The sequence below is a fragment of the Altericista sp. CCNU0014 genome (assembly GCF_044923475.1).
Lineage (GTDB): Bacteria > Cyanobacteriota > Cyanobacteriia > Thermosynechococcales > Thermosynechococcaceae > JAAURS01.
In genome coordinates this window covers 976,872-1,002,255 of sequence record NZ_CP137338.1, presented here as the reverse complement: position 1 = coordinate 1,002,255, position 25,384 = coordinate 976,872, and the positions used below count along the sequence as shown (strand labels likewise).

General features: G+C 48.9%; 18 protein-coding genes and 1 pseudogene. 15 read left to right on the top strand and 4 right to left on the bottom strand.

The window, feature by feature from the left end; genetic code table 11:
* Positions 1 to 389 precede the first annotated feature (389 nt).
* The 6 genes from bchL (at position 390) to opcA (ending at position 8,132) form a co-directional block, all read left to right on the top strand.
* Positions 390 to 1,259 (top strand): ferredoxin:protochlorophyllide reductase (ATP-dependent) iron-sulfur ATP-binding protein, encoded by an 870-nt coding sequence (bchL, locus tag R6H26_RS04990; RefSeq protein WP_404788866.1) that lies wholly within the window; start codon positions 390 to 392, stop codon positions 1,257 to 1,259.
* A gap of 55 nt (positions 1,260 to 1,314) precedes the next feature.
* Positions 1,315 to 2,721, top strand: a complete 1,407-nt coding sequence (locus tag R6H26_RS04985) for a ferredoxin:protochlorophyllide reductase (ATP-dependent) subunit N (RefSeq protein ID WP_404788864.1) — start codon at positions 1,315 to 1,317, stop codon at positions 2,719 to 2,721.
* Positions 2,722 to 2,893: 172 nt separating this feature from the next.
* Positions 2,894 to 3,943, top strand: a complete 1,050-nt coding sequence (fbp, locus tag R6H26_RS04980; RefSeq protein ID WP_404791211.1) for a class 1 fructose-bisphosphatase — start codon at positions 2,894 to 2,896, stop codon at positions 3,941 to 3,943.
* Positions 3,944 to 3,983: 40 nt separating this feature from the next.
* Positions 3,984 to 5,135, top strand: coding sequence for a transaldolase (tal, locus tag R6H26_RS04975; protein ID WP_404788863.1), 1,152 nt, complete (start codon positions 3,984 to 3,986; stop codon positions 5,133 to 5,135).
* Positions 5,136 to 5,148: 13 nt separating this feature from the next.
* Positions 5,149 to 6,681 carry a glucose-6-phosphate dehydrogenase gene (zwf, locus tag R6H26_RS04970; protein ID WP_404788861.1) on the top strand — a complete coding sequence of 511 codons (1,533 nt, stop codon included), beginning with the start codon at positions 5,149 to 5,151 and terminating at the stop codon, positions 6,679 to 6,681.
* An 89-nt stretch (positions 6,682 to 6,770) separates the two neighbouring features.
* Positions 6,771 to 8,132, top strand: coding sequence for a glucose-6-phosphate dehydrogenase assembly protein OpcA (opcA, locus tag R6H26_RS04965; protein WP_404788859.1), 1,362 nt, complete (start codon positions 6,771 to 6,773; stop codon positions 8,130 to 8,132).
* Between the two features lie 21 nt (positions 8,133 to 8,153).
* Here opcA and R6H26_RS04960 read toward each other — a convergent pair whose 3' ends face one another.
* Positions 8,154 to 9,368 carry an FAD-dependent oxidoreductase gene (locus R6H26_RS04960; RefSeq protein ID WP_404788857.1) on the bottom strand — a complete coding sequence of 405 codons (1,215 nt, stop codon included), beginning with the start codon at positions 9,366 to 9,368 and terminating at the stop codon, positions 8,154 to 8,156.
* Positions 9,369 to 9,423: 55 nt separating this feature from the next.
* Complete coding sequence (locus tag R6H26_RS04955) at positions 9,424 to 10,956, bottom strand: phytoene desaturase family protein (RefSeq protein ID WP_404788856.1); 1,533 nt, start codon at positions 10,954 to 10,956, stop codon at positions 9,424 to 9,426.
* A 266-nt stretch (positions 10,957 to 11,222) separates the two neighbouring features.
* Between R6H26_RS04955 and R6H26_RS04950 the strand changes: the two genes are divergently transcribed.
* The 7 genes and pseudogenes from R6H26_RS04950 (at position 11,223) to R6H26_RS04920 (ending at position 20,993) form a co-directional block, all read left to right on the top strand.
* Positions 11,223 to 11,567 (top strand): hypothetical protein, encoded by a 345-nt coding sequence (locus R6H26_RS04950; RefSeq protein WP_404788854.1) that lies wholly within the window; start codon positions 11,223 to 11,225, stop codon positions 11,565 to 11,567.
* Positions 11,568 to 11,579: 12 nt separating this feature from the next.
* A complete protein-coding gene (locus R6H26_RS04945; RefSeq protein WP_404788852.1) occupies positions 11,580 to 12,887 on the top strand; it encodes a M16 family metallopeptidase in 1,308 nt (435 codons plus the stop codon).
* Between the two features lie 419 nt (positions 12,888 to 13,306).
* A pseudogene (locus tag R6H26_RS04940) lies at positions 13,307 to 13,837 on the top strand (IS4 family transposase); the annotation flags it as partial.
* Positions 13,838 to 14,577: 740 nt separating this feature from the next.
* Complete coding sequence (locus R6H26_RS04935; RefSeq protein WP_404788850.1) at positions 14,578 to 15,645, top strand: glycosyltransferase family 2 protein; 1,068 nt, start codon at positions 14,578 to 14,580, stop codon at positions 15,643 to 15,645.
* 51 nt (positions 15,646 to 15,696) lie between these two features.
* On the top strand, positions 15,697 to 18,267 hold the full coding sequence (locus tag R6H26_RS04930) for an FAD-dependent oxidoreductase (RefSeq protein ID WP_404788848.1): 2,571 nt from the start codon (positions 15,697 to 15,699) through the stop codon (positions 18,265 to 18,267).
* 48 nt (positions 18,268 to 18,315) lie between these two features.
* Positions 18,316 to 19,533, top strand: a complete 1,218-nt coding sequence (locus R6H26_RS04925; RefSeq protein ID WP_404788846.1) for a glycosyltransferase family 4 protein — start codon at positions 18,316 to 18,318, stop codon at positions 19,531 to 19,533.
* A complete protein-coding gene (locus R6H26_RS04920; protein WP_404788844.1) occupies positions 19,530 to 20,993 on the top strand; it encodes a lipopolysaccharide biosynthesis protein in 1,464 nt (487 codons plus the stop codon). Before R6H26_RS04925 ends, R6H26_RS04920 begins: the two co-directional genes overlap by 4 nt.
* A gap of 21 nt (positions 20,994 to 21,014) precedes the next feature.
* Here the strand turns inward: R6H26_RS04920 and R6H26_RS04915 are convergent, their stop codons facing one another.
* Both R6H26_RS04915 and R6H26_RS04910 read right to left on the bottom strand, forming a co-directional pair.
* Positions 21,015 to 21,707, bottom strand: coding sequence for an ISL3 family transposase (locus R6H26_RS04915; protein WP_404788842.1), 693 nt, complete (start codon positions 21,705 to 21,707; stop codon positions 21,015 to 21,017).
* Entirely contained in the window at positions 21,704 to 22,159 is a 456-nt protein-coding gene (locus R6H26_RS04910; protein WP_404788840.1) for a helix-turn-helix domain-containing protein, read from the bottom strand. Before R6H26_RS04910 ends, R6H26_RS04915 begins: the two co-directional genes overlap by 4 nt.
* A 212-nt stretch (positions 22,160 to 22,371) precedes the next feature.
* Between R6H26_RS04910 and R6H26_RS04905 the strand changes: the two genes are divergently transcribed.
* Both R6H26_RS04905 and R6H26_RS04900 read left to right on the top strand, forming a co-directional pair.
* Positions 22,372 to 23,307 (top strand): glycosyltransferase, encoded by a 936-nt coding sequence (locus R6H26_RS04905; RefSeq protein ID WP_404788838.1) that lies wholly within the window; start codon positions 22,372 to 22,374, stop codon positions 23,305 to 23,307.
* A gap of 14 nt (positions 23,308 to 23,321) precedes the next feature.
* Complete coding sequence (locus tag R6H26_RS04900) at positions 23,322 to 25,190, top strand: LIC_10190 family membrane protein (RefSeq protein WP_404788836.1); 1,869 nt, start codon at positions 23,322 to 23,324, stop codon at positions 25,188 to 25,190.
* Positions 25,191 to 25,384: the final 194 nt, after the last annotated feature.

Genomic DNA, 25,384 nt, shown 5'->3' with positions numbered 1-25,384 from the left:
TTTAGGGAGGAAATCAACTGAGCCTAGAATCTGAAATTCAAACTCAGTCCCTACAATGTCCTCTGACAAAGGAAAACCGATTCAAATACGCTGATTTTTTAATTTTTTGTTTTTGTTCTGTTTTTTATATAAATTTTTACATAAATCTATTTTAGATAGAAATGAGCTTTAATATTCTCCTCAGTCAGATTGAGAATAATTTAACGCTATATTAAGCCCGATATAAAGCCTTAAGTCTTGTTTCGATTCCCTTGAAATCTTCCCATTCCCTTCAAACTGAACAATAATGCACTCATAGCAATCGCTAGATGCTTACCTCTGCACCCTGGGTTTTAAGCAGATAGTCCAGGATCGTGTTTGAGATAGAACCCTATTTGAGAGGACGAAACGTGAAACTCGCAGTTTACGGCAAAGGCGGAATTGGCAAGTCAACCACAAGCTGCAATATTTCGGTGGCGTTGGCCCGCCGGGGCAAGAAAGTGCTTCAAATTGGTTGCGATCCAAAGCACGACAGCACCTTTACCCTCACGGGCTTCTTGATTCCCACCATTATCGACACGCTCCAGGCCAAAGACTACCACTACGAAGACGTGTGGCCTGAAGACGTGATCTACAAAGGATATGGCGGCGTAGACTGCGTCGAAGCAGGCGGCCCTCCAGCGGGTGCGGGGTGCGGCGGTTACGTCGTCGGCGAAACCGTCAAGTTGCTCAAAGAGTTGAATGCATTTGACGAATACGACGTCATATTATTTGACGTGCTGGGCGACGTCGTGTGCGGTGGCTTTGCCGCGCCCCTCAACTATGCTGACTACTGCCTGATCGTGACCGACAACGGTTTTGACGCGCTGTTTGCCGCCAACCGGATTGCGGCCTCCGTCCGCGAAAAGGCCCGCACCCACCCCTTGCGGCTGGCTGGATTGATCGGCAACCGCACCTCCAAGCGCGACCTGATCGAAAAATACATCGAAGCCGTCCCCATGCCCGTACTTGAGGTATTGCCGCTGATCGAGGACATTCGCGTTTCGCGGGTGAAGGGGAAGACCCTGTTTGAGATGGCAGAATCCGACCCCTCCCTCAGCTACGTCTGCGACTATTACCTCAACATTGCCGACCAAATTCTGGCGCGGCCCGAAGGTGTCGTGCCCAACGACACGCCCGATCGCGATTTGTTTGCGCTGTTGTCCGACTTCTACCTCAATCCGGTGCCGCCCAAGCAAACCCAGACCGCAGATGAAGAGCTGGATTTGATGATGGTTTAGCGCGCTCTCGTTCCAACCCAATCCCGACTCACAGAAGACAAAGGAACCCCACATTATGACGCTTGCAGAAGCGCAGCCCCAAGGGTTGCAGTTTGAGTGCGAAACGGGCAACTACCATACCTTTTGCCCCATTAGCTGTGTTGCTTGGCTTTACCAAAAAATTGAAGATAGCTTTTTCTTGGTCATCGGCACCAAGACCTGCGGCTACTTTCTCCAAAACGCCATGGGCGTGATGATCTTTGCCGAACCGCGCTATGCCATGGCGGAACTCGAAGAAGGCGATATCTCGGCCAAGCTCAACGACTACGAAGAACTGAAGCGGTTGTGCCTCCAAATCAAAAAAGATCGCAATCCCAGCGTGATCGTCTGGATTGGAACCTGCACCACGGAGATCATCAAAACCGATCTCGAAGGGTTAGCCCCTCGCCTCGAGGCCGAAATTGGTATCCCCATCGTGGTGGCTCGCGCCAACGGATTGGACTACGCCTTCACCCAGGGTGAAGATACAGTACTGGCAGCCATGGCCCATCGCTGTCCCGAAAAACCGCCAGTCCTCGAAGCAGAGAAGAAGGAACGCAATGCGATCGCCTCTTTGATGAATTTCGGCAAGAAAAAGGAAGACGTTGCGGCAGACGAATCAGAGTATCGCAAGCATACACCCCTCGTGCTGTTTGGGTCTTTGCCCGATCCCGTCGTCACGCAACTGACGCTAGAACTGAAAAAACAGGGGATCAAAGTCAGCGGTTGGCTTCCCTCGAAGCGCTTTACAGAACTGCCCGTGGTGGAAGAAGGATACTACGTCAGCGGCGTCAATCCCTTCTTGAGCCGCACGGCCACCACCCTCATGCGTCGCCGCAAGTGCAAGCTGATCGGCTCGCCCTTCCCCATCGGCCCGGACGGCACCCGTGCCTGGATCGAAAAAATCTGTGCGGTGCTGGAAATCGAGCCGCAGGGACTCGCCGAGCGGGAAGCCCAAATCTGGGAAAGCGTCGAAGACTACCTGAAGCTCATTCGCGGCAAATCAGTATTCTTCATGGGCGACAACCTTTTAGAAGTGTCGATGGCACGCTTTCTCGTGCGCTGCGGCATGACCGTGCAAGAAATCGGCATCCCTTACATGGACAAACGCTATCAGGGGGCCGAGCTGGCCTTGCTGGAGAAGACCTGTGCAGAAATGGGCGTGCCTTTACCCACCATCGTGGAAAAACCCGACAACTACAACCAGCTTCAGCGGATCGGCGAGCTTCGGCCCGACTTGGTGATTACGGGTATGGCCCATGCCAACCCCCTGGAAGCGCGGGGGATCACGACCAAATGGTCGGTTGAGTTTACCTTCGCTCAAATTCATGGCTTTACCAATACCCGCGATATTTTAGAGCTGGTGACGCGACCGCTGCGTCGCAACAACAATCTCAAGGATCTCGGCTGGGAAAAGTTAGTGAAGGAAGCAGCAAGCGTTTAGGACGCTCTGGAACTGGGGATTGAAGTGTGGATTGAAAGAGGATGCGATCGCATCCTCTTTCTTTTTCTTAAGATGGAAGAGAGCAGTAACGCTCAACACCGCAGGAAAGTGTCCTGTCCGCTACCCTAATCGAAGGGAAAAAGGGAATATGGCTAATTTAGATACAGCCCCAATGGAACTGTCCTACGATTACGCGCTCGATCGAGACTGCACCACGCTGTCGCGTCACGTGCTGCAACAACTTCAAAGTTTCGGCCCCGAGGCCCAGGACTTGAGCGCCATTATGAGCCGCATTGCCCTGGCAGGCAAAATTATTTCGCGCCGGCTCAGCCGTGCTGGGTTAGTCGAAGGCGCGCTCGGGTTTACCGGAGATATTAACGTTCAGGGCGAAGCCGTCAAAAAGATGGATCTGTTTGCCAATGAGGTTTTCATCGCCGTCTTCAAACAGAGCGGGTTGGTCTGTCAAATGGCATCCGAGGAAATGGAGAAGCCGTACTACATCCCGGAAAACTGTCCCATCGGTCGCTATTCACTTCTCTACGACCCCATTGACGGCTCCTCTAACGTAGACATCAACCTCAACGTCGGCTCGATTTTTTCGATCCGACAGCAGGCGGGCGACGATCCCGAACAAATTGGTGCGAATTTACTCCAAAACGGCCACCATCAGCTAGCGTCAGGCTATATTTTGTACGGTCCCAGTACGATGCTGGTTTATTCCATTGGCACGGGCGTTCACTCCTTTACCCTGGACCCCAGTTTGGGCGAATTTATTCTCTCTAGCGAAAACGTTCGCATCCCCAACCACGGGCCGATTTACAGCGTAAATGAAGGGAACTTCTGGCAGTGGGACGATGCGATTCGCGACTTTATTCGCTACGTGCACCGTCACGAAGGCTACACTGCGCGCTATAGTGGGGCGCTAGTGGGGGACATTCATCGCATCCTATTTCAAGGCGGCGTATTTTTATATCCCGGAACCCTTAAAGATCCGCAAGGCAAACTGCGACTCCTCTACGAGTCGGCTCCCCTGGCATTTTTGATCGAGCAGGCAGGCGGTGCCGCAAGTACGGGCGTTCGACCGCTCTTAAATGAGATGCCGCAGTATCTGCACCAGCGAACGCCCCTCATCATTGGAAGCAAAGAGGATGTTGCCCTGGTCGAGTCTTTCATTGAGGAGCGAATCAAGCTCGATCGAGACAAACTTCAGGTGACGCCTTAAAGATTTAGTGATTTCGCTATTAACGTTTTGGAGAATTGCAATGACTGCTGCTGTAAACCACGTACTCGAAATTAAAGACTTCGGTCAAAGCATTTGGATGGATAACCTCAGCCGCAGCCTGATCCAGTCTGGCGAACTCAAGGACTGGATTGAAAATCAGGGCGTGCGAGGCATCACGTCAAACCCAGCCATTTTTGAAAAGGCGATCGCCGGAAATGCCGTTTACGATGCCGATATCGAAGCGGGCATCCGCGCCAAAAAAACGGTCATGGAAATCTACGAGTCGCTCGTCTTTGACGATATCCGCAATGCCTGCGATATTCTACGACCCATCTACGACCAAAGCGGCGGGCTGGATGGCTATGTCAGCATTGAGGTTCCGCCCACCATTGCCGACGATACTGAAACCACCATTACGGAAGCGCGGCGCTACCACAAGGTCATCGATCGCCCCAACGTGATGATTAAGATTCCCGGTACGGCCATGGGGCTTCCGGCGGTAGAACGAGTCATCGCCGATGGCATCAGCGTCAATGTAACGCTGTTGTTTTCAGTCCAAAGCTATGTCGAATCAGCCTGGGCCTACATTCGAGGGCTAGAAGCGCGGGTAGCTGAGGGCAAAGACATCAGCAACATTTCATCGGTCGCCAGCTTCTTCCTCAGTCGAATCGATAGCAAAATCGATGATTTGCTCGAAGCGCGCCTTAAAGAAGTTGAGGGGAATCCCGAGCTAACCCAGCGCTTGAAATCGATTGAAGGGAAAGTGGCGATCGCCAATGCTAAGGTTGCCTATCAGGAATATCTCAAGATTATCCAGAGCGATCGCTGGAAAGCGCTTTCGGCAAAGGGTGCGCGGGTACAGCGGCTGCTGTGGGCCAGCACGGGCACCAAAAACCCCAACTACAGCGACGTGATGTACGTAGACGAGCTGATCGGCCCCGACACGGTGAATACCCTGCCCCCCAGCACCATTAAAGCCTGTGCCGATCACTGCGACGTTGACAACCGCGTTGCAACGGGCGTTGACGAGGCGCGTCAAATCATCGCCTCCCTCAGCGATCCCGATATCTACATCGACATAGATGGAGTGATGACAGAGCTGCTGGCAGACGGCATCGTGAAATTCGTGCAGCCCTTCGAATCGCTGCTCGGTTCCCTCCAAGATAAGGTTCAACGGTTGGCAACGGTATAAGAACATAAACCCTATGGCGACTACGTTTCTCGAAAACCCGCTGCGCGTTGGCCTTCAGCAAGAGCGCATTCCCGAACCGCAAATTCTGGTTATTTTTGGAGCCTCCGGCGATCTGACTCAGCGGAAGCTGGTTCCAGCCATCTATCACCTGATGCAGTCCCGCCGCCTCCCCAGCGAGCTGACCATCGTGGGCGTCGCGCGACGGGAATGGAGCCACGACTTCTTCCGAGAACACCTGAAGCAGGGCGTGGAAGAATTTTCCGATGGTATCAAAGCCGAAGATGCCTGGAATAACTTTGCTGAGGGACTGTTCTATTGCCCCGGCGATATGGACGATCCCGCCTTTTACCAAAAGCTCAATTTATTTTTGAGCGAGCTGGACGGTCGTCGCGGCACCTTTGGCAATCGCGTGTTTTACCTTTCGGTGTCGCCCAAGTTTTTCTCCGAAGCCATTCAGCAACTCGGCAACGCCGGGATGCTCAAGGATCGGGCAAAAACCCGCTTGGTAATCGAAAAACCCTTCGGGCGCGATCTGCAATCGGCGCAGGCGCTCAATAAAGTGGTGCAAAAGGTCTGCCGCGAAAACCAGGTTTACCGGATCGACCACTATTTGGGCAAAGAAACGGTTCAGAATTTGCTGGTGTTTCGGTTTGCCAACGCGATCTTCGAACCCCTCTGGAATCGCCAATTTGTCGATCACGTCCAAATTACGGTCGCGGAAACCGTCGGCGTAGAGGACCGCGCGGGCTACTACGAAAGTGCGGGCGCCCTGCGGGATATGGTCCAGAACCATATTTTGCAGCTTTTGTGCCTGACCGCCATGGAACCCCCCAACGCCCTCGATGCCGATAGCATTCGCAATGAAAAGGTGAAGGTGTTGCAAGCCATGCGCCTAGCCAACATCAACAACCTAGAACACTCTGCCATTCGGGGACAGTACACCAAGGGCTGGATGAAGAGCAAACCCGTGGAGGGCTATCGGACGGAGCCGGGGGTCGATCCCAACTCCAACACGCCGACCTTTGTGGCGATGAAGCTCCTCATCGATACTTGGCGCTGGCAGGGGGTGCCCTTTTACCTGCGAACCGGGAAGCGGTTACCGAAGAAAGTCAGCGAAATCTCCATTCACTTCCGAGAAGTTCCCTTCTTGATTTTTCAGTCGGCAGCGCAGCAGGTAAATCCCAACGTTCTGACCTTGCGGATTCAACCCAACGAAGGCATTGAAATGCGTTTTGAGGTCAAAATGCCAGGGCCAGATTTGCGGACGCGCTCGGTCGATATGGATTTTGGCTACGGTGCTGCCTTTGGCGTCACCAGTTCCGACGCTTACGATCGCCTGCTTTTAGACTGCATGATGGGGGATCAAACGCTCTTTACCCGCGCCGACGAAGTAGAGGCGGCTTGGCGAGTGGTGACGCCCGCCCTCACGGTTTGGGAATCCCCCACAAATCCAGCGGACATGCCCACCCATGAGGCCGGGACTTGGGGTCCTGAAGCGGCGGAACAGTTGCTCAACCGCGACGGTCGGCGTTGGCGCAGGCTTTAAAGCTGGCGCAGATTTTAAAGTTGAATGTAGCGAGTCGTTTCTGATTTCCTTCTATTGCGATCCACTTAAAAGCATAAAACGTAGGCGTTATGATAACTTCTCCTGCCCCGCTCATTGCGTTAAAAGCACCTCAAAACGTATCGCTCGAAGAGGTGACTGAAGCACTCAATAAAATTTGGACGAGCGACCTCACTTCAGGCGACGATGGTAGCCTAGCTGGGGCAACTCGGGCTTCGACCTTTAGCTTGATCGTGTACGAACCCTCTGAAACCCAGCAGTTGCTCGCCGAGCTGGGTTACTATACGGGGCCTATCGATGGCATCGACGGACCGCGCACAAAAGCTGCTATCCAAGCAGCGCAGAACCACTTAGGTCTGGCCATGAACGGTCGGTCTTCGCCGGAACTGCGGATGACGCTCCGCGAGCAGTTGGCAATGCGGCGATCGCAGCCGAACCAAGCCCCCGTCCCCGAAATGTCCTACGCATTGGATGCGGGGGGTGCAGGGGGTGCCGATGAGGTCGCCAGCCAAAATCCCTGCCGCATCATCGCCCTGTGTCCCGTGCCGGAATCGACGGGGGGCGTGACGGCTCAGGTTTCCGCCTACTGCCCGGTGCAAAAGCATAGCAGCGGCAGCCTCATTTGCTGCGAATACATCACGCTCACGGGCACCGATGCCGAACTGGCAGAGGCGAGCGGCTTTATTCAATCTTTGCTCATTGGAGAACTGCCTAAATTTTTGTGGTGGAAGACAATTCCAGATCTACAGGAGGATCTGTTTCGCAAACTGTCATCCTTTATCAATTTGGTAATTGTAGACACTAGCACCTTCGATGAGGCGACCAAAGCCTTAGTCAATATCCAGAACCTGCACCAGCAAGGCATCAACGTTGCGGATCTCAATTGGCGACGGCTTGCAGCTTGGCAAGAATTGACGGCGGAAGCCTTCGACCCACCCTCCCGACGCGAAGCACTCAAGGAAGTGGATCGCTTTGTTTTAGATTACGAAGCGGGCAATGCCGCGCAGGCATTTTTATATCTGGGTTGGCTGGCCAGCCGTCTGAAGTGGAAGTTCGTCGCAAGCGTTCGCGAAGGTGGCGACTACGACCTGCGTCGGATTAAGTTTACCAATGACGAACAGCTCGCGATCGAAGCGGAATTGGCGGCTATTCCGGTCGCCAGTCCCGGAGAGGTGATTGGAGATTTGATCGACCTAAAGCTAACCTCGACCAATCTAGAGGCAGATTGCTGCACGATTATCTGTTCCGAAACGCGGGGCTGTATGCGGATGGAGGCGGGCGGCGGGGCCCAATCTTGTCGGGTGCAGCATGTGTCGCCTTTGACGGAGCACAGCCCTGAGGTGTTGATGAGCCAGCAGCTCCAGCGGTGGGGCCACGATTTGCTGTTTGAGGAAAGTCTTGCGGTTGCCGCTCAGATTCTTCAAGCGGGGTAGGGGGCGTCCCTCACCCATTACCTAACCAATTAATCGAGCGACTTCCATCGCAGAGGCGATCGCCCCTTCGTGCAACCCATCCCCCAGATAAGCTCCGGCATGGTAGGTATTGTTTTCGCCGTTGGTTCTCGCGACTTCATCCCGGTAGCGGAACGACTCGACCGTATAGAGCGGCGTGTGGTGTTCAAAGACTTGCACAATCTTGTCTTTCGCAAGCAATTCTTCGAGGTGAAACGCCAGACTGTACTTTACGGGCGATTCGATCCCGCACAGGTGGTTGAGATAGGCGTTATAGCCCCACTCTCGGTCTGTTTGAAAAAAATCGAATTCCGAACATTCTCTGATGCCGTGGCGATCGTACATTGAGGTATCGGTATGGAGTACGGTTTTCTGGTAATTCGCCTGCCAGGGCGAGAATCGTTTTGTTTCGCTAGGGGTGGGATCGCTCAATAACTGCATGACCCGATCCGGTGGCGTTGCAAAAACGACCTTATCGAACGTCTGCGTCACCCCGTCCAAGAATTGAACGTTCGTGGCATAGGTCGTTCTAGAAACGTTGGCAATCTCAACATCGAGCCAGATATCGCCTTTGAATCGTTCCAAAATTTTTTCAACGTAGGAATATACGCCGCCTTTAACCCTTACCCAGTCCGAAAACACGTATTCTCTCAAAGCCGGAATGGCTAGCTCCGCCGGGAAATTGTCGAGTCGTTCGAAGGGCATCGAGTAGCTGTACATCGTCAGCAACTTCAGCCAGCAATTCCGAATTCCTTCGCCTTTCAAATGTTGAGACAAGGGCTGGTTGTAAAAATCCTGGATTTTAGGAAACTGCATCTTGACCCAGAATGCAGCAGAACGAGCGTAGAGCGTATCGAGGCGGAGATACTCGATCGCGCGCTGCATTCCGGTGAAGTTTTTTTGGATCGCGTTTGCTGAGAGAAAATGGCGACCATCTCGCAAAAATAGCGCCGAGCCAACCTGAACTGGCTCTAATTCAACCTCTAGCTCTTTCATGAGGGCTAGAAAGCTGCGAAATGCAGTGGGAAATTCCAATACGCCGCCTTCTAAAATCTCTTGGCACGCTGGCCGATCCGGTTTGACGTTTTTATTGAGCGTGCGGATATGCCCGCCCAAAATCGGCTGTTGCTCGAAAACAGTGACGCGATGTCCTTGTTTGTCGAGTAAATAGGCCGTAACTAAGCCGCTTGCGCCGCCGCCGATAATCGCGATTCTCATAACGTTGCGTCCGATAGGAGGGTCTGACGGATGAGGTGCTAAAGGTGGGCCAACTTCAGCCTAAAATGCGATCGCCGGACAAGCGTTGGTACAAGATCGCACCCGTCCAAAAGGTTGGGGCAAATCCTGGATAGCCCGATGAAGCATTGCAAAAATAAAAGTTTTTGAGGGAGGTTTGATGGTTGAGCCGTCCCAAACCCATATTGCGCGGGGTAAGGCTGGAGCCGTAGGAATTGCCGCTGGGACACCAGCAAAACCGCTCGTTTGTCGTAGGACTTCCCGTAACTTTAAAGACCAGATGCTCTCGGAGATTCGGAATGTATTGTTTTTCGACCGCATCTAAGATGGAATCGAGGATTTCTGCTTTTTTCTGTCTGTAAGCTTTTCTGTCCGAGTCTTTGAGGTGTTTGAAGTAGTCGTAATTGGCTACCGTCAAGAATTCGATGATTTGACAATCTTCCGGACAATCGCGATGTTCGCTGGTGAGTAAAGTAGGAGTCGTAATGGCAAAGCTGGGATTTGAAAAATCGTTCTTTTCGTACATTTGCTCGAAGGCTTCGTTCAAATCCAGGTGCCCGGAATGGAATGTGTTCCATTTCCCAAAGCCGTAGTCCCGCAGATCGAGATCCTTCACCGCACAGTAGGCCATGAAGTTGGAGGGGGAGTAGTCGTAATCGAGCTTCTTTCGCACCGCCTTCGAGAAATGTTCCATCCCAATTGTTTGGGCGGCTTTCTTAGGATCGATGTTACAAATAACGGTTTCGCCCGCGAATTCACGAGTTTGGTGGGTAATGCGATCCATCGCTCGAACCCCAGCGACCGTTTTGTCTGCAATGGTAAACTGCTTCACTTCAAGGTTGAGAAGGACTTCGCCACCATTTGTTTCGATCGCGTTCACCAAGGACTGGATGACGTGCTCGAAATGATGGGTCGGGTAAAAAGCACCCTTTTGATAACCCGTGAATAAAATGACCCAAGCATAAAATGAAAGTCGAGCTGGTGGGAGCAAAAAGTCGGGCCACTGGAGCGCCAGTAGGGTTTGTGCGGCTTGGGGCAGCTTAAATTTATCGAATACATCTTGAAGCGTACTATTGAGGTACGACGCAGTACCCAATACTTCTCCCAAATGCCTGAGAAGTTCGCCAGGGTCGAGCGGCGGCGCTAGTTTCTTCAGTCCCGCGCTCGTTTTTTCAACTTCCAATACAAACCTGCGAATGTTCTTCGCATCTTGAGGAAATAGCTCGGACAGTCGCCGGATCAGTTCCTGAGAGTCTGAGGGAATATCCAGGGCGTAACCTGGCATTCTCATGCGATCGAATCCATTGGGGTCGTAGCGCTCGAAGGTAACTTTTTTATCTAAATTCAGTTTCTGGAGCACTCGATTGACGGTATAGCCTTCGCCACAGTCCCAGACATAGTGAAGTTGAGCGTTAAAGGTATATTTTTTAGCCATCGTAAAGGTATGACCGAAGCCGCCCGGATGTTCGTGGGCTTCTAACACTCGGACGGTCTTGCCTGCATTGGCCATTAAGGCCCCAAAGACCAAAGCAGATAGGCCGCTACCCACAATTAGAAAATCGGTTTTCATTGCAATTCCTTCACGCCCTCGCTGTCTTTCCTTATCCCAAGCTGTCAATCATAGATTGACAGCTTGGGATGAAGAAGTTGTGAGGAAATTCTGCATCCCATGGGTCTAGAACCATCGCGCGCAAAAGCATCAAGGCATTCGCGCTGCGAGTCTAAATAATCTACCGATCGGCAGAGGTAGATTTTGGAAGTTGTCTCTGATGGAGCGATCTCAAAGTTCTGCCTCACCTTTTAAGATGGAATTACAGCACTCAAGAGACTTTTACCATGAACCGCTTATCTAGAATCTTGAAAAATAGCAGCATCGTGCTGCTCGCGGGAACGATGGGTGCCTCAATCGTTCCCGCCAAAATGGCTCAGTCTGCCGATGTCAATGTCAAAGGCCCGACCGTTAGCTGTCCGCAGGTAAAAACGAAAGCATCTGCGCCAGATGTAGGCGTGTCGGTCCCGAACGTGAGCCGCTTGGTGCCCAATGTTGGCAAGATTTTGCGTAAGGGGGTTGGGGTTCCCGCTCCCGATACCAATGCGCCTGATGTTTCGGCACCCAAGGTCAGTGCTTCTGCGCCGAATAAGTCTTGTGCTAAGGTGCCCAGTAAAGGTACATCAAAATAGACACAGGAAAGAATGGCTGAGGTTTCTTCGATTCAGGGCGATCGCAGCTCGGGTTTGCAGCTCGATAGCCACCGTGCGGTTCTAGACAACGGCCTCGTCATTCTCGTTACCGAAAATCCATCGGCTGATATTATTGCAGCTCGCATCTTTTTAGATGCGGGCAGTCGCCACGAGCAACCACTGCTCGATCGAGCCGGTCTCTCGCACATGGCCGCATCGCTCTTGACCAAAGGGACCCAGACCCAGACCGCTCAAGAAATTGCAGAACAGGTCGAGTCTATTGGAGCTAGCCTTGGGGTCAGCAGCGCGCCGGATTATTTCCTGGTCAGCCTCAAAACGATCGGCTCGGACTTTGCCGATATTTTGAAACTGGCAGCGGGTCTGATTCGACATCCGATCTTTCCCGAGTCAGAGCTAGCGCTAGAACGCAAGCTGACGCTCCAGGCCATTCGAGCGCGTCAAGAACAACCCATGGCGATCGCCCTCGAGCAACTGCGCCAATCCATTTATCGCCACCATCCCTACAGCCAGAACGGACTCGGTACCCTGGAAACCGTAGAACGGCTTCAGCGCAGCGAACTCAGGCAGTTTCACGCGCGGTATTTTCGTCCAGATACCACCGTGCTGAGCATTGCGGGAAACATTACCCTAGAAAAAGCCCGATCCTTAGCAGAAGAACTCCTCGGAGACTGGATGCCTGCGTCTGCCGCACCGCCAGCCGCCAGCCGTTTGACCTTAGACAGCACTCCCCATCAGCGCGTGCGAGTTCAAAATACGCAGCAGTCGATTGTCATGTTGGGCTATCCGGCCCCGGCAATTCGGGATGCGGACTATTCGGCCCTCAAGCTCTTGTATACCTACCTGTGCAGCGGGTTGTCCAGCCGCCTATTCACGGAACTGCGGGAAAAACGAGGAATGGCCTACGAAGTGTCGGGACTGTTTCCTACGCGGCTGCATCCCTCGCATTTTGTCGCGTACTTGGGAACAGCCTCCCAAAATACGGCTCTGGCCCTCTCGCTCTTAAAAGACGAACTGTTGCGACTCTCGACCCAGCCCCTCTCCGAAACAGAAGTTCGGGTCGCGAAAAATAAACTCTTGGGCCAACACGCGCTCGGCAAACAAACAAACCATCAGATCGCCCATTTATACGGGCTATACGAATTCCTCCAGCTCGGTGCTGACTACGACCGAGCGTTCGTGCAGAGCATCCAGGCGATCGCTCCAGAGCAGCTCTATCGAGCCGCCCTTCAACACCTGAAGGAACCTTTCGTTTCTGTCGTCGGTCCAGAGACAGGCATTTCCAGTTTGGCTTCGCTTTAGCCCGCGCGAGCCGTCAATCTGCTAGTGGATCTGAGGGCAAATGGGACGATGCGTCAATCGGCGCTAAATAGAGCCTGCTGAAAAAGTCTAATCAGGCTGAGAACTGGAACGCGATCGGAAAATCAGAGATTGGTCGAGATGCATGACCTTACCATAACAGTTACTCAATCAGAATGAAATAGCTCTGGGTCGCTTGCGCTAAGGATCGTGGATTAAATAAAATCCAGCGATTGAAATCGCGGCTACAAGAACAAAACCCGCCTTGTATGTTGAGAGAAGGTGGCAGACCGATTCCACCTGGGTCAAAAAGACCGTCGCGCAGCAAGGGTCGCCACCTATTCCACGGCAGCCGAATCTCGCACTATCGCCCGGACATCAAAGTCCGCATTGAACGGCAAGGACGAGCATCAACTGCCACGCCCAAGGTTGGACAGGCAGCGCTATTTCGCGATGTCACGATTCTGGGCGATATTCAATGCCATTGGGCCACGGCTCATCCATCCGTTGCTCAGGAGGCTTGGGCAGTGATTACGGGAGATTCTCCGTCCTTACAAACCTTTGAGCTTTATGGTCAACGCTTTGGGGGAATTGAACCCCATTTCAAGGATTACAAGTCTGCTGCCTTTGAGCTGACCCGCTCTAAAATCAGAGATGCAGATGCCTTGAACCGACTATTGATGTTACTAGCAACTGCCACGATCGTTTCTATTTCCATGGCGATTGAGGTGATGGCTCAAGGTCTTCTCAATTCCATTGATTGGCATACTCAACGGGGCCTAACTTTTCTGCAAATCGGTCTGCGCTATATCAATCATCTTTGGTACCTGAGGTTGCCATTACGCCCTTTGCCAAGCTTGCCACGGGCCAATCCTCCTCCGGCTTGTGCCTCGCTCAAGAAACGAGCTGCTATGAGCACTCGTATTGAATTCGACAAAGTGACCACCTTCTAATACTTTCAGCCTCCTCAAAGTTTTCTACACCACTAAGCTGCACCACTAAGGCTGTCAAGCATCTAACTTGCACAAAACGGTCGCTGAAACCCTTGTGGTAAGGCATTTATTTTGAAAAAATAAATGCTGAACAGCTTGCGAAGGCACTTGGCATTAATAACTACAATTTCAATAATGAGAAAATTCTCATTTTTATTAGTTGCTTTTAAGTTAATTCTATGATAAGTTATTTTTAATAAAAATACTTTGCGTATTATAAGGAGGAAAAACCATTCCTGCAAGTCAGAGTTCCTCCCCTGCAGCCCATTGCATTCAAGCACTAAAGAGCATTTCTATTCTCAGGCTCTTGTATATCTTTCTAGAAAGATCCACGGCCGTCCTAAATTGATTATGAAATTGGAAATGCCTCCAGTTCTTATCTTGTAAAAATGTATTGTTCATATTCTATTTAAGATTGCTGTATTTCTATACCTCTTCTAGAATTTGGGGATAGGAAGAGCAGCCGAATGTCACTCAAAGTCTAAAAATCAACTGAAGTTATATTCTTGTCAAAATAACTGTCGGATCAACTTTCTAAAGTATTAGAATTTTTTGCTTCTAACTCCGCAATCAAAATTGCAAGGTTAGTGCTTGTTGACCCAGTAGACATCTCCAGAAATAAACCCAGGAAACTTACTGTGCTTGGGTCAAGGTTTAATTTCTGGAGATGTCTAGTTATGTAGTTCCCGAATTTTGGCTTCATGATGATAGACTCAGCAATTTCTCTGATTATTCCCGTTCATAACGGTGGCCAGAATTTCAGTCTTTGTTTATGTAGTCTGGAGCAGTTTGCCCCACTCTCCACTGAAATTATTATCGTTGTTGATGGCGGCACTGATGAATCTGAGGCACTAGCGCGCGCCTTTGCCCAAGGTTCTGGGGCTAAAGTATTTGTTTCTGTAACAGCATCCGGACCGGCACATGCCCGCAATTTGGGAGCGAAAATTGCCAAAGGAGACATTTTGTTTTTTATGGATGCTGATGTGGTGCTGCAGGCAGATACTTTGGAGCAAGTGATGCAAATCTTTCAAGGCCGCCCCGATATCGCCGCACTCATTGGTTCTTATGACGACGAACCAGGCGCGACTAATTTTTTATCGCAGTACAAAAATTTATTTCACCACTATACCCATCAAACCGCTAGTGGAGTCGCATCAACGTTCTGGGGAGCTTGTGGCGCGATTCGGCGAACGATTTTTTTAGAGATGAATGGGTTTGATGAGAGCTATAGATATCCCTCTGTAGAAGATATTGAATTAGGGTATCGCTTAAAGAAAGCAGGTCATCAGCTTCTACTCTGTAAAACCATTCAAGTGAAACATTTAAAGGAGTGGCGATCAAGATCCCTTCTAAAAGCTGAGATCTTTTATCGAGCCATTCCTTGGACAGAGCTTCTCTGGCGCGATCGCCAGTTTGTGAATGACCTCAATTTAAAGGTTTCAACTCGCGCCAGTGTATTGCTCACCTATTTACTAGTCTTTGCGATCGCGATGTCTGGGTGGTGGTCACCGAGTTTGCTGGTCACTGCAGTTCTCAGTTTAATTCTTTTGGCGATCAATAGATCGGTTTATCGTTTCTTTTGGAGCAAACGCGGATTATGGTTCGCCTGTTGGACAGTTCCTTGGCACTGGCTTTATTTTTTTTACAGTGGATTGTCTTTTGTCATCGGCACCCTCCGCTACCGAATATTTGGCAAGCCGAGAGCCGCTAAATCAATTTCTCGGTTGCACGCTTCTGAGTCCACATTTCAGAGCGCAGCTAAGTTTTGAGAGTAGAAGCATTTCGTAGTTGTTAAATATTTTACCTGAGGGGTCAGTTCAATGCAGGACTCACATGTAATGATTATTGGTGCTGGCCCAGCTGGATTAACGGCAGGCTATGAATTGTTGAAGCAAGGGAAAAAAGTAACGATTGTTGAGCAAAGCGATCGTGTAGGGGGAATTTCTCGCACTGAGACATATAAAGGGTACCGCTTTGATATTGGGGGGCATCGATTTTTTACGAAGGTTGAGGAAGTTCAGCAATTTTGGAAAGAAATATTAGGCAACGAATTTATCAAAGTCCCTCGACTGTCCCGCATTTACTATGAGGGCAAGCTTTATGACTATCCCCTCTCCATAACAAACACTTTATCGAACTTGGGTTTGTGGAGAAGCTTTTTAATTTTGCTGAGTTATCTGCAAGCAAAACTACGATCAAAGCTCGGTTTGATACCCGATCCAGAAACTTTTGAGGATTGGGTCATTAACTGCTTTGGCGATCGCCTCTACCGAACCTTCTTCAAGGTTTATACCGAAAAAGTCTGGGGGATCTCCTGCGATCAAATCCGAGCTGATTGGGCAGCACAGCGCATTCAAGGCATGTCACTGAAGCGAGCCGTAATCAATGCAATTTGGGGGAGTCAAAACGCGAAAAGTTTAATTAAAGAATTTGACTATCCTACTTTTGGTCCAGGTATGATGTGGGAGCGTTGCCAGGAAAAAATTGAACAGCAACAGGGGAGCGTTCAACTCCACACTACGGTTCAAAGAGTTGAACGTCAAGGCTCACGGGTCAAAAGTGTGACTGTGCACCGCGGGGATGGAGAAGAGACGATCAGCGCCGATCACTTTATTTCAAGCATCCCTGTGACAGCACTACTTCGGCAGCTCGATCCACCAGCTCCTCCAGAAGTACTAGAAGCAGCTCGTGGCTTAAAATATCGGGATTTCCTAATTGTGGCGCTAGTTGTCAACCAAGAGCAACTCTTCCCAGATAACTGGATTTACATTCATAGTCCTGAGTTTAAAGTCGGACGAATTCAAAATTTTAAGAATTGGAGTCCGTGCATGGTGCCTGATGCCTCCAAAACCAGTTTAGGGATGGAATATTTTTGTGGTGAAGGGGATGAGCTTTGGGAGCTAAGCGATCGGGAATTGATTAATCTAGCATCCCGTGAGGCAGCTGCATTGCAATTGGGTGTGAATATTAAAGATGTCGAGGATGGAGCGGTGATTCGCCAACGCAAAGCTTACCCAGTTTACGACGGGGAGTATAGCCAGCATTTGCAAGTTATCCAAGACTATCTCGCCACGTTTGAGAATTTGCAAACCGTAGGGCGCAATGGGATGCATCGCTACAATAACCAGGATCATTCCATGCTGACGGCTATGCTAGCGGTAAGGAATCTTGCGGGTGAGAAACATAATCTATGGAATGTGAACGTTGAGCGATCGTACCAAGAGGAGTTTACGAAAGAATCCTGGGATCGGCTTAAAAAAAACAATTTACAGAAATTGCAACCTAGTGCAACCCCGATGCAAACTAGTGATCCCGCGATAGCTGAAGTCGCGAAGACTCAGGTAACGCTGGTTGTGACCCCGCGGGAGCGATTTAGCTATACACGTGAATCTTTAGAAAGTATTTACCAATATACGACTTTTCCTTTTAAGTTGGTCTATATTGATGGCAACTCTCCTGAGCAAGTTAAACACTACTTGCAAGAACAATCTCAGATCCGAGGATTTGACTTGATTCGGACAGACTACTATCTCTTCCCCAATCGAGCACGAAATATTGGCTTGGTTTATGTTGATACGCCCTACGTTGTCTTTATTGATAATGACGTGGTTGTCTCGCCTGGTTGGTTAGAAGCTCTTGTCAATTGCGCTGAGGAAACAAATGCAACGGTAGTGGGCCCATTGATGTGCCAGTTTTTGCCTTTACATGAGAATGTTCACTTTGCTGGTGGAGAGTCTCATGTGGTGGTGGATGTCCAGGGCAGACGCCGCTTGCGTGAAAAAATGTATAAGCAAGGGAAAGATGTCGCTGAAGTTCGGACAAAGCTGCAGCGAGCTGTGACTGAACTGTCTGAGTTTCATTGCATGTTGGTGCGAACTAAGATTTTCCGAACCTTAGGGAACTTTGATGAAACAATGCTAAACACTAAAGAGCATTTAGATTTTTGCATGGCAGTGATGCAAGCAGGGGGTAGCGTTTACTTTGAACCAGAGAGTATAGCAACCTATGTACCGACAACCCCTCTAAATTGGAGTGATTTGCATTTCTATATGTTGCGGTGGAGCGATGCTTGGGAACTCGCTAGCTTGAGTCGCTTGCGTCAGAAATGGGATCTGGCTGAGGATAGTTATTTTCAACATAAGCATAAGGCGTTAGGATGGCGACGACGGAGCACTATTTTACAGCCTTTGATTAATCGGCTGATGCTGGGCACACGCAATGAATTTTTGAACAAGTTATTAATGTTTGGTCTGTTTGCGCCGGTCGAAAAACGCCTCAATCGCTATCTGACAGATCGCTATGAACAGAGGCAGCATTTTCTAGCAAACGATGCCTCTGTTCAGAAGATCGATCCGGTACGCAGCCCTATCTCCGAACCTGCAAACTCGTAGCAACTTATCACAACGATGAATGAGTAAGCCTCAGCAAACAAACATACGATGAAAATTTTGCTGTTGAATGATTATGGCACGCCCACGGGTGGGGCTGAGCTGCAAATGTTGTCTCTGCGTCAGGGGCTGCGCGATCGCGGTCATGAGGTTCGCCTATTTTCTAGTCGAGCTAGATTAGTTCAGGATAGCGCCCTGCTATCAGACTACAGTTGCTTCGGCTCCACCAGCCGTCTGCAGGTTTTCTCTCAGACTTTTAATCTTTCGGCCTACTTCAGCTTACGGAGGGCTTTACAAGAGTTTCAACCGGATGTTGTGCATGTTCGCATGTTTATGTGGCAGCTATCTCCGCTGATTTTGCCATTATTGCGAACAGTGCCTTGTCTGTATCAAACTGCCGTATACAAGGCGATCTGCCCAATGGGAACCAAGGTGTTGCCCAATGGCTTAGCGTGTCAGTCTGTAGCGGGTATGGCTTGTTTACAGTCAGGGTGTTTAACCCCGCAGTCGTGGGCTGTGTTAATGCTACAACGTCGTCTGTGGTTAAAATGGCGCTCTGTATTCGATCTAGTAGTGGCTCTAAGTCATGCCATGAAAGCGCAACTGGCAGCCGAAGGGATTCAACCGATCGAAGTCGTTCATAACGGGGTGCCATGGCGTTCTCTGCGCTCGGACTTAAGCGATCCACCAACGGTTACCTATGCTGGGCGACTAGTGCCTGAGAAAGGGGTAGATGTTTTGCTTCGAGCTATTGCAATCCTCTATGCTGAGCTACCCACGGTGCGCCTGCTCATTGCTGGGCAAGGCCCCGATGAGACTCGGCTCCGTCAATTGGCACAAACCTTAGGCATTGAAAGCCAGATTGTGTGGTTGGGGCATGTATCTCGCGATTGCATGGAGGAGAAATTTGAATCAGCTTGGGTGCAGGTCGTTCCCTCTAGCTGGGAAGAACCCTTTGGCAATGTAACAACAGAAGCAATGATGCGAGGGACAGCAGTGGTTGCCAGTCACGTCGGGGCTCAGCCAGAAATTATTGCCGATGGCATCACGGGCTGGTTAGTTCCACCAGGCAATGTGGAGCTGTTGGCACAGAAGTTAGGTCATATTCTTAGTCATCAGTCCACGGCGGAGGCAATGGGTCAGGCCGGGCGACAGCGAGCAATCCATTACTTTAGTGAGGATCGACGTACTGAAAGATTTCTTGAGCTTTATCAGCAGATTCGCCAGCGCTATGTCTCCTCGATTTTATCCGGTAGGACAGAGGTATGAATCTGCAACAGCAGGCAATTCAAGGCGTGGTATGGTCAGCCATTCAAAACTGGGGTAATCAGACCATAACACTGATTATCTTTTTTGTATTGGCGCGGCTGCTAAATCCTGAAACGTTTGGATTAGCGGCGATCTCTGCTATTGTGGTTGCGTTCTTGCAAGTTTTCTTTCAGCGATCGCTCACTGCCGGATTAATTCAGCGGCAGACGTTGGATGCAGTTTATCTCCAAACTGCATTCTGGCTCAATCTTGCAGTTGCCGTCGGCTTGATGTTTTTGATGTTAACGTCCAGCCTTTGGGTGGCTAATAGATTCTCTCAACCACAATTAGCTCCGATTTTGGCTACCCTTTCATTGTTACTCCCCGTTCTGGCATTTAGCCAAGTACAACAGTCTCTTTTGGAGCGCCAGTTTGCATTTAAAGCGATCGCAATTCAGCAGTTGGTGGGAACCTGTATTGGCGGTATCGTGGGGATTGGAATCGCGCTTAAGGGAGGGGGGATTTGGAGTTTGGTCAGTCAGCAACTCGTACAAGAAGGGGTAGGAACAGTCGTTTTGTGGCGATTATCTCCGTGGCGACCAAGAGTTCAGTTTTCTGCTGCTTATTGCCGAGATCTAATGCAGTTTGGTTGGCCGTTGCTGGGATTTAACTTTTTACAATTTTGGAATAGCCGAGCAGATGATCTACTCATTGGTTATTTTTTAGGCTTAGAATCTTTAGGGTACTACAGTACTGCTTATCGAATTTTGGGGGTGATGCAGCAGTTACTGATTCAAGTTAGCAAGCAGGTGGCCCTACCCACGTTTTCACGATTACAGCATGACCCAGAACAATTCAGAGCGGCCTTTTATCAAGCGACGCAGTTGACGAGTATAATTGCGTTTCCAATCTTTTTAGGTGTGGTTGTACTTGCGCCGGAACTGGTGATGGTGCTGTTTGGTCAGCAGTGGTTGCCCTCAATTGCCGTTCTACAGGTGTTGGCACTTGCCGGTGTGTTTCAGTCAATCAGTTTCTTCAAAAGTGCTGTGTTTGTGGCCATGGGACAACCGATGTGGAACTTCTGGCTATCGATTTTGAGTGCGGTGCTGAATTTAGTTAGTTTTACGATCGCCGTGCAATGGGGCATTGTGGCCGTTGCTGCAGCATTTGTTATCCGGGGATATCTTGTTTTTCCGATCGGTCAGTGGGCAGTCGGGCAATTGATTCATACTTCTATGCAGACTTACATCCAAAAATTTTTGGCTCCGCTGGGCAGCTCAGCGGTAATGGTGATAGTCATGCTTGGGTGCAAACAGTTGCTACAAACGTTTACCCAATCGTCCCTCGGATTAATCTGTCTGTGTAGTTTGGTGGGAATGGTAACGTATGTGATTACACTTCGGATATCGGCACCTAAACTGTTCCAAGACTTTTATTCTATGTTCAACGTAGCAATTTCGGCTCTTCTGGGTTTAGGCTGATAAATTTGTCTAATCAAAAAATTAAGCTAATAGACGCATACGGAAATTGTCAAAGTTAACGAATCCATAAGCTCGTCGTTTAATCAGTTTACTTTTATTATTAATTCCTTCCATTACTCCACTCGTAGTCCGACTTAAAAAGTAGTTGCATATCCCCTCTATATGATTAGAGATCGTTGTAATCGCTTTACAGTAAACTTTCCTGGCTTTATCCATCCATAACTCTATCTTCTTTTTCCCGTCTTCAACAGTTAGCTCTGACTCGTATATCGCTCGAAATGACTCTTTTAACTCATATGCCGTTCTCAGTCGGTCTGACTGCTTTAATATTAGTTCTAATTTTTCATTCTCTTCAGCACTCAAATCTATCCCATTCTTGAGCAAGATAAATTTATTATTCTTGACCTTTATCCCAGATTGCTTTCGAATCGTATTCAAATTGCTATTGACTGCCTTCATTACATGAAATCTATCAATGACCACTACTGTATTAGGAAAGACTTTTTCTATCACTTTTGGAAAGCCACCCCACATGTCAATACTCACTTCTTTAACTCGCTCACGTATCTCTAAGGGCTGTTGCTCAAGCACTTCAATGATTTTATCTTGCTTATGACTGTCAATGACCTCTACCAAGTTTCCCTGCTCAATATCACAAACCACTGTCACAAAATCTTTATGCCCTTTACGTTTACTAATCTCATCAATACTCAAGCGGGTAATCGGACTCCAAGTTTCGGTTTTTTTAGCTTATATTGTCGCTTAAATATCCCATGAACTTGATCCCAAGTCAGTCCTTCTTCTCGACATACTTGTTCAATGGTCGAACGTTGCACGCTTTCATAAATATATGCCTCATATCGCTGAGTATAGCGACGATGCCAATCGACAAAGGATAATTGTTCTGTAAAGTAACTTTGGCAGGTTGAACAATAGTATTGACGACGATAGATACGAAGATAAGTCTGTTTTCCAAAAATCGATAAATCTCGAATTAAGCTAGGTCGACTTCGATGAAGATCATCACTAAAATGCTTACACTTAGGACAATGGCTACCTTCCTTTATAAATCCTAAATCTAGGCGAATGCCTTCATCTTCATGAACGCAACTTTGTACCGTAACATTGGGAAAATTGAGGAGGAGATCTAAGTGAATGTCCATCATTCAATACACGATAGAATGTAGTCTATTATACAATTATCAGCGAGATTCCAGAAGAACCGCAATTTTCTCGTACTGATTCTACTAGTAATGCTTCTGCTAGCACTGATTCTTTTAGTATCAATTCCACTGGCATCAATTCCACTGGTATCGATTCTAAAAGCTTATAAATTAATCGCTCCGCTTGCAGTCAACAATAGGGTTGTTCTTCGTATATGGTTGCTCAATTTCCTAACATTAACCCGCTCTCCTGCTCAATTATCATCCCCACCTATAATCGTCCTGATCGTTTGAGGGCTTGCCTGCAAGGGCTGAGCCAGCTTGCCTATCCACACGATTATTTTGAAGTGATTGTGGTTGATGATGGGAGTGTAATGCCGCTGGATCAAATTGTTGAACCTTTTCAATCGGTGCTGCGGTTATCCCTATTGCGTCAGGAAAACGCTGGCCCTGCGACGGCTCGTAACACCGGAGCCGCAATGGCTAAAGGTCAGTTTTTGATCTTTACTGATGATGATTGTGTGCCAACACCCAACTGGTTGATGGCACTCATGAATCGATTTCACACGTTGCCACAGAATCTGATTGGGGGGCATGTTCTAAATGCATTACCGGATAATATTTACTCGACAGCGAGTCAAATTTTAATTGATTATCTTTACAAGTACTACAACACTAACAACGAGGGTATGCACTTCTTTGCTTCAAACAATTTTGCTTTGCCGACTCAAATATTTGAGAAATTAGGTGGCTTTGATACCACCTTCCCCTTGGCGGCAGGGGAAGATCGGGAATTATGCGATCGCTGGCTGCATGCCGGTTACAACATGACTTATGCCCCTGAAGCTCAAACTTACCATGCTCACACGTTAACACTCAGATCCTTTTGGAAACAACATTTTAACTATGGGCGGGGTGCATTCTATTTCCATCGATTGCGTGCTCAGCGTCACCAGGATCGAATACGAGTGGAGCCTTTATCATTCTATGTGAGATTGTTGACCTACCCGTTTACGCAAACCTTTCCCCTGCTTACAACAGCAGTTTTGAGCCTCTTGCTTTTGATTTCTCAGGTAGCTAACACCATAGGATTTTTCTGGCAACGGCATCGCTCAATGCCGACTATAGATTCCAATGTTACCACAATCTGATTGGTGAGGACTAAATGCTCTACTTCATGGCAGCTTGGCTCTTTTTATTGCTAATCTGCACTATGATTGGTACTGGCTTAATTCGACAATGTCAAGGATCAGATAGATTAATCGATCGGGCCGGCGATCGACTATTTCTGGCCATCTGGTTGGGACTAATTATCTTTTGTATCGGGTTGCTGGCCACTTCGATCATTGTGCCATTGAGTCCGCTAGTGGGGTTGGTAGTTGCGTTTTCTTTGAGCGGTGTTGCTCTTCTCAATCGTAGAACTCGACTTGATTTATATGACTTAAAACGACAAGTTTCGCCTACGCAGAGTAGAATTTTGTGCGTTGTGATGGTAGCGATCTCGGCTATATCTAGTCAAGAAGTCACATGGAATGATACCGGTCTATATCACTATGGTGTCATTCGCTGGCTAGCCGACTTTGGCACGGTTCCGGGTGTCGCCCTATTATTTGAAAATTTTGGGTTCACCTCATCTTGGTTTGCCTTAGCATCTCCCTTTAATCCCGCCTTCTTAGGGGATCGGGCGAGTGGGTTCACGAACAGCTTTGTTTTATTGCTGGCAGTGTTGCAATTTTTGTGGTCAATGGTGCGAATCTTTCAGCTTAGAGCTAGACGAAGTGACTGGTTTATCATCGCCTTTATGGGCATAATTTTACCCTTGGTCATCGGATTTCATTCATTGGCGCAAATTCGGATTTCACCTTCTCCCGATTTTCCTGTGATCCTGTTAGCTGGAACAATTGCCTGGTCATACTTATTGCTTAGCGATCAGAAGCCACCCTTGTTAAGTTCGACCGCTGAACCTTTCTTCTCCGATGTTGCAATAGATCCGAAACTGAATCTGAAACTCAGTGCAGCAACGAATTCGAAATCTCAGTTAGACTTGCCCTCCGCTGCCCTGATTCCACTAGTCTTAGCCGCAGGAACACTGACTATCAAACTGATCGCTATCCCCTTAGTAATAGTCACGGGGTTAAGGTTTAGCATCCAACAGTTGACTTTTCCAGGATTTTCATCTCAACAGCGATGTCAACGGTTACTCGTGGGGGGACTAATATTAAGTTGTTTAATTTCTCCATTGATTATTCATAGTTTAATTACCTCGGGTTGTCCTTTGTTTCCCTCCTCAATGTTTTGTCTGAATGTTTCTTGGTCACTCCCGCCAGACCAGCTTCAAGCGGTTATGCGCTCAACACAGCAATGGATAACGTGGTATGGAAAGCCTCCTGCAGGGGCAAATCCCTGGGTTTGGGGGTTGACGCAATGGTTTACGACTGATTCCATGAATCAGATTCTTGCAGTTTTGATTCTAGCTTCCATTGGAGTTGCAGTTTATTTGCTACGGATCGCGGTCAAGAAAAAAATACCAGATGCTTTTTGGATTGTAGCCATGGCTTTGCTTGGCATTGGTTTTATCCTCATGAAGGCACCTTTCTTTCGCTTCATGTGCGGCTTATTGGGTTTAATGCCAGCTTTCGCGATCGCGCTCTACTGCGGGCAAAGCTATAAGAGTTTTCCATTAAATTGCTTACTCAAACTTCAGAGGGGGCAGAGTCGTCAATTGTTGGCTTGGAGCATTACGATCGCATTGTTTTTTGTTTCTATCCTGACAGTTATTCAACTTCGAGGTCAATATTCTCGAGTTCTTATTCCACCACCGCTGCGACAAGCAAAAACAATTCAAAAGCGTGTCAACGATCTAACCTACAACTCTCCCGGCAAAAAAGGATTGTGTTGGGCATCTCCACTCCCTTGCGCCTTTATAGTCAAAGACGTTACATTGCGCGACCCAAGGCAGGGAATACGAGCAGGGTTTCGCCGATTCAAAAATGAAGTGCAACACCCTGATCAAGACTGCCCAGGTGCAATGTGAGCTTTGTTAGCCTAGTCTTCCTCTACACCCTATTTCACAAAAAGGCTTAGCGCTATCAAAGTTCGATTTACGGATTCCCCTTTCAGCATCAGTGTTGAGCAGGTGTTGCACTTCAAACTTGAATTGGCCGGAAAATCATAGATTGGTCGAGATGCATCTGTTCTGGGTTCAAAAGGCATCGATTCTCCCATCGT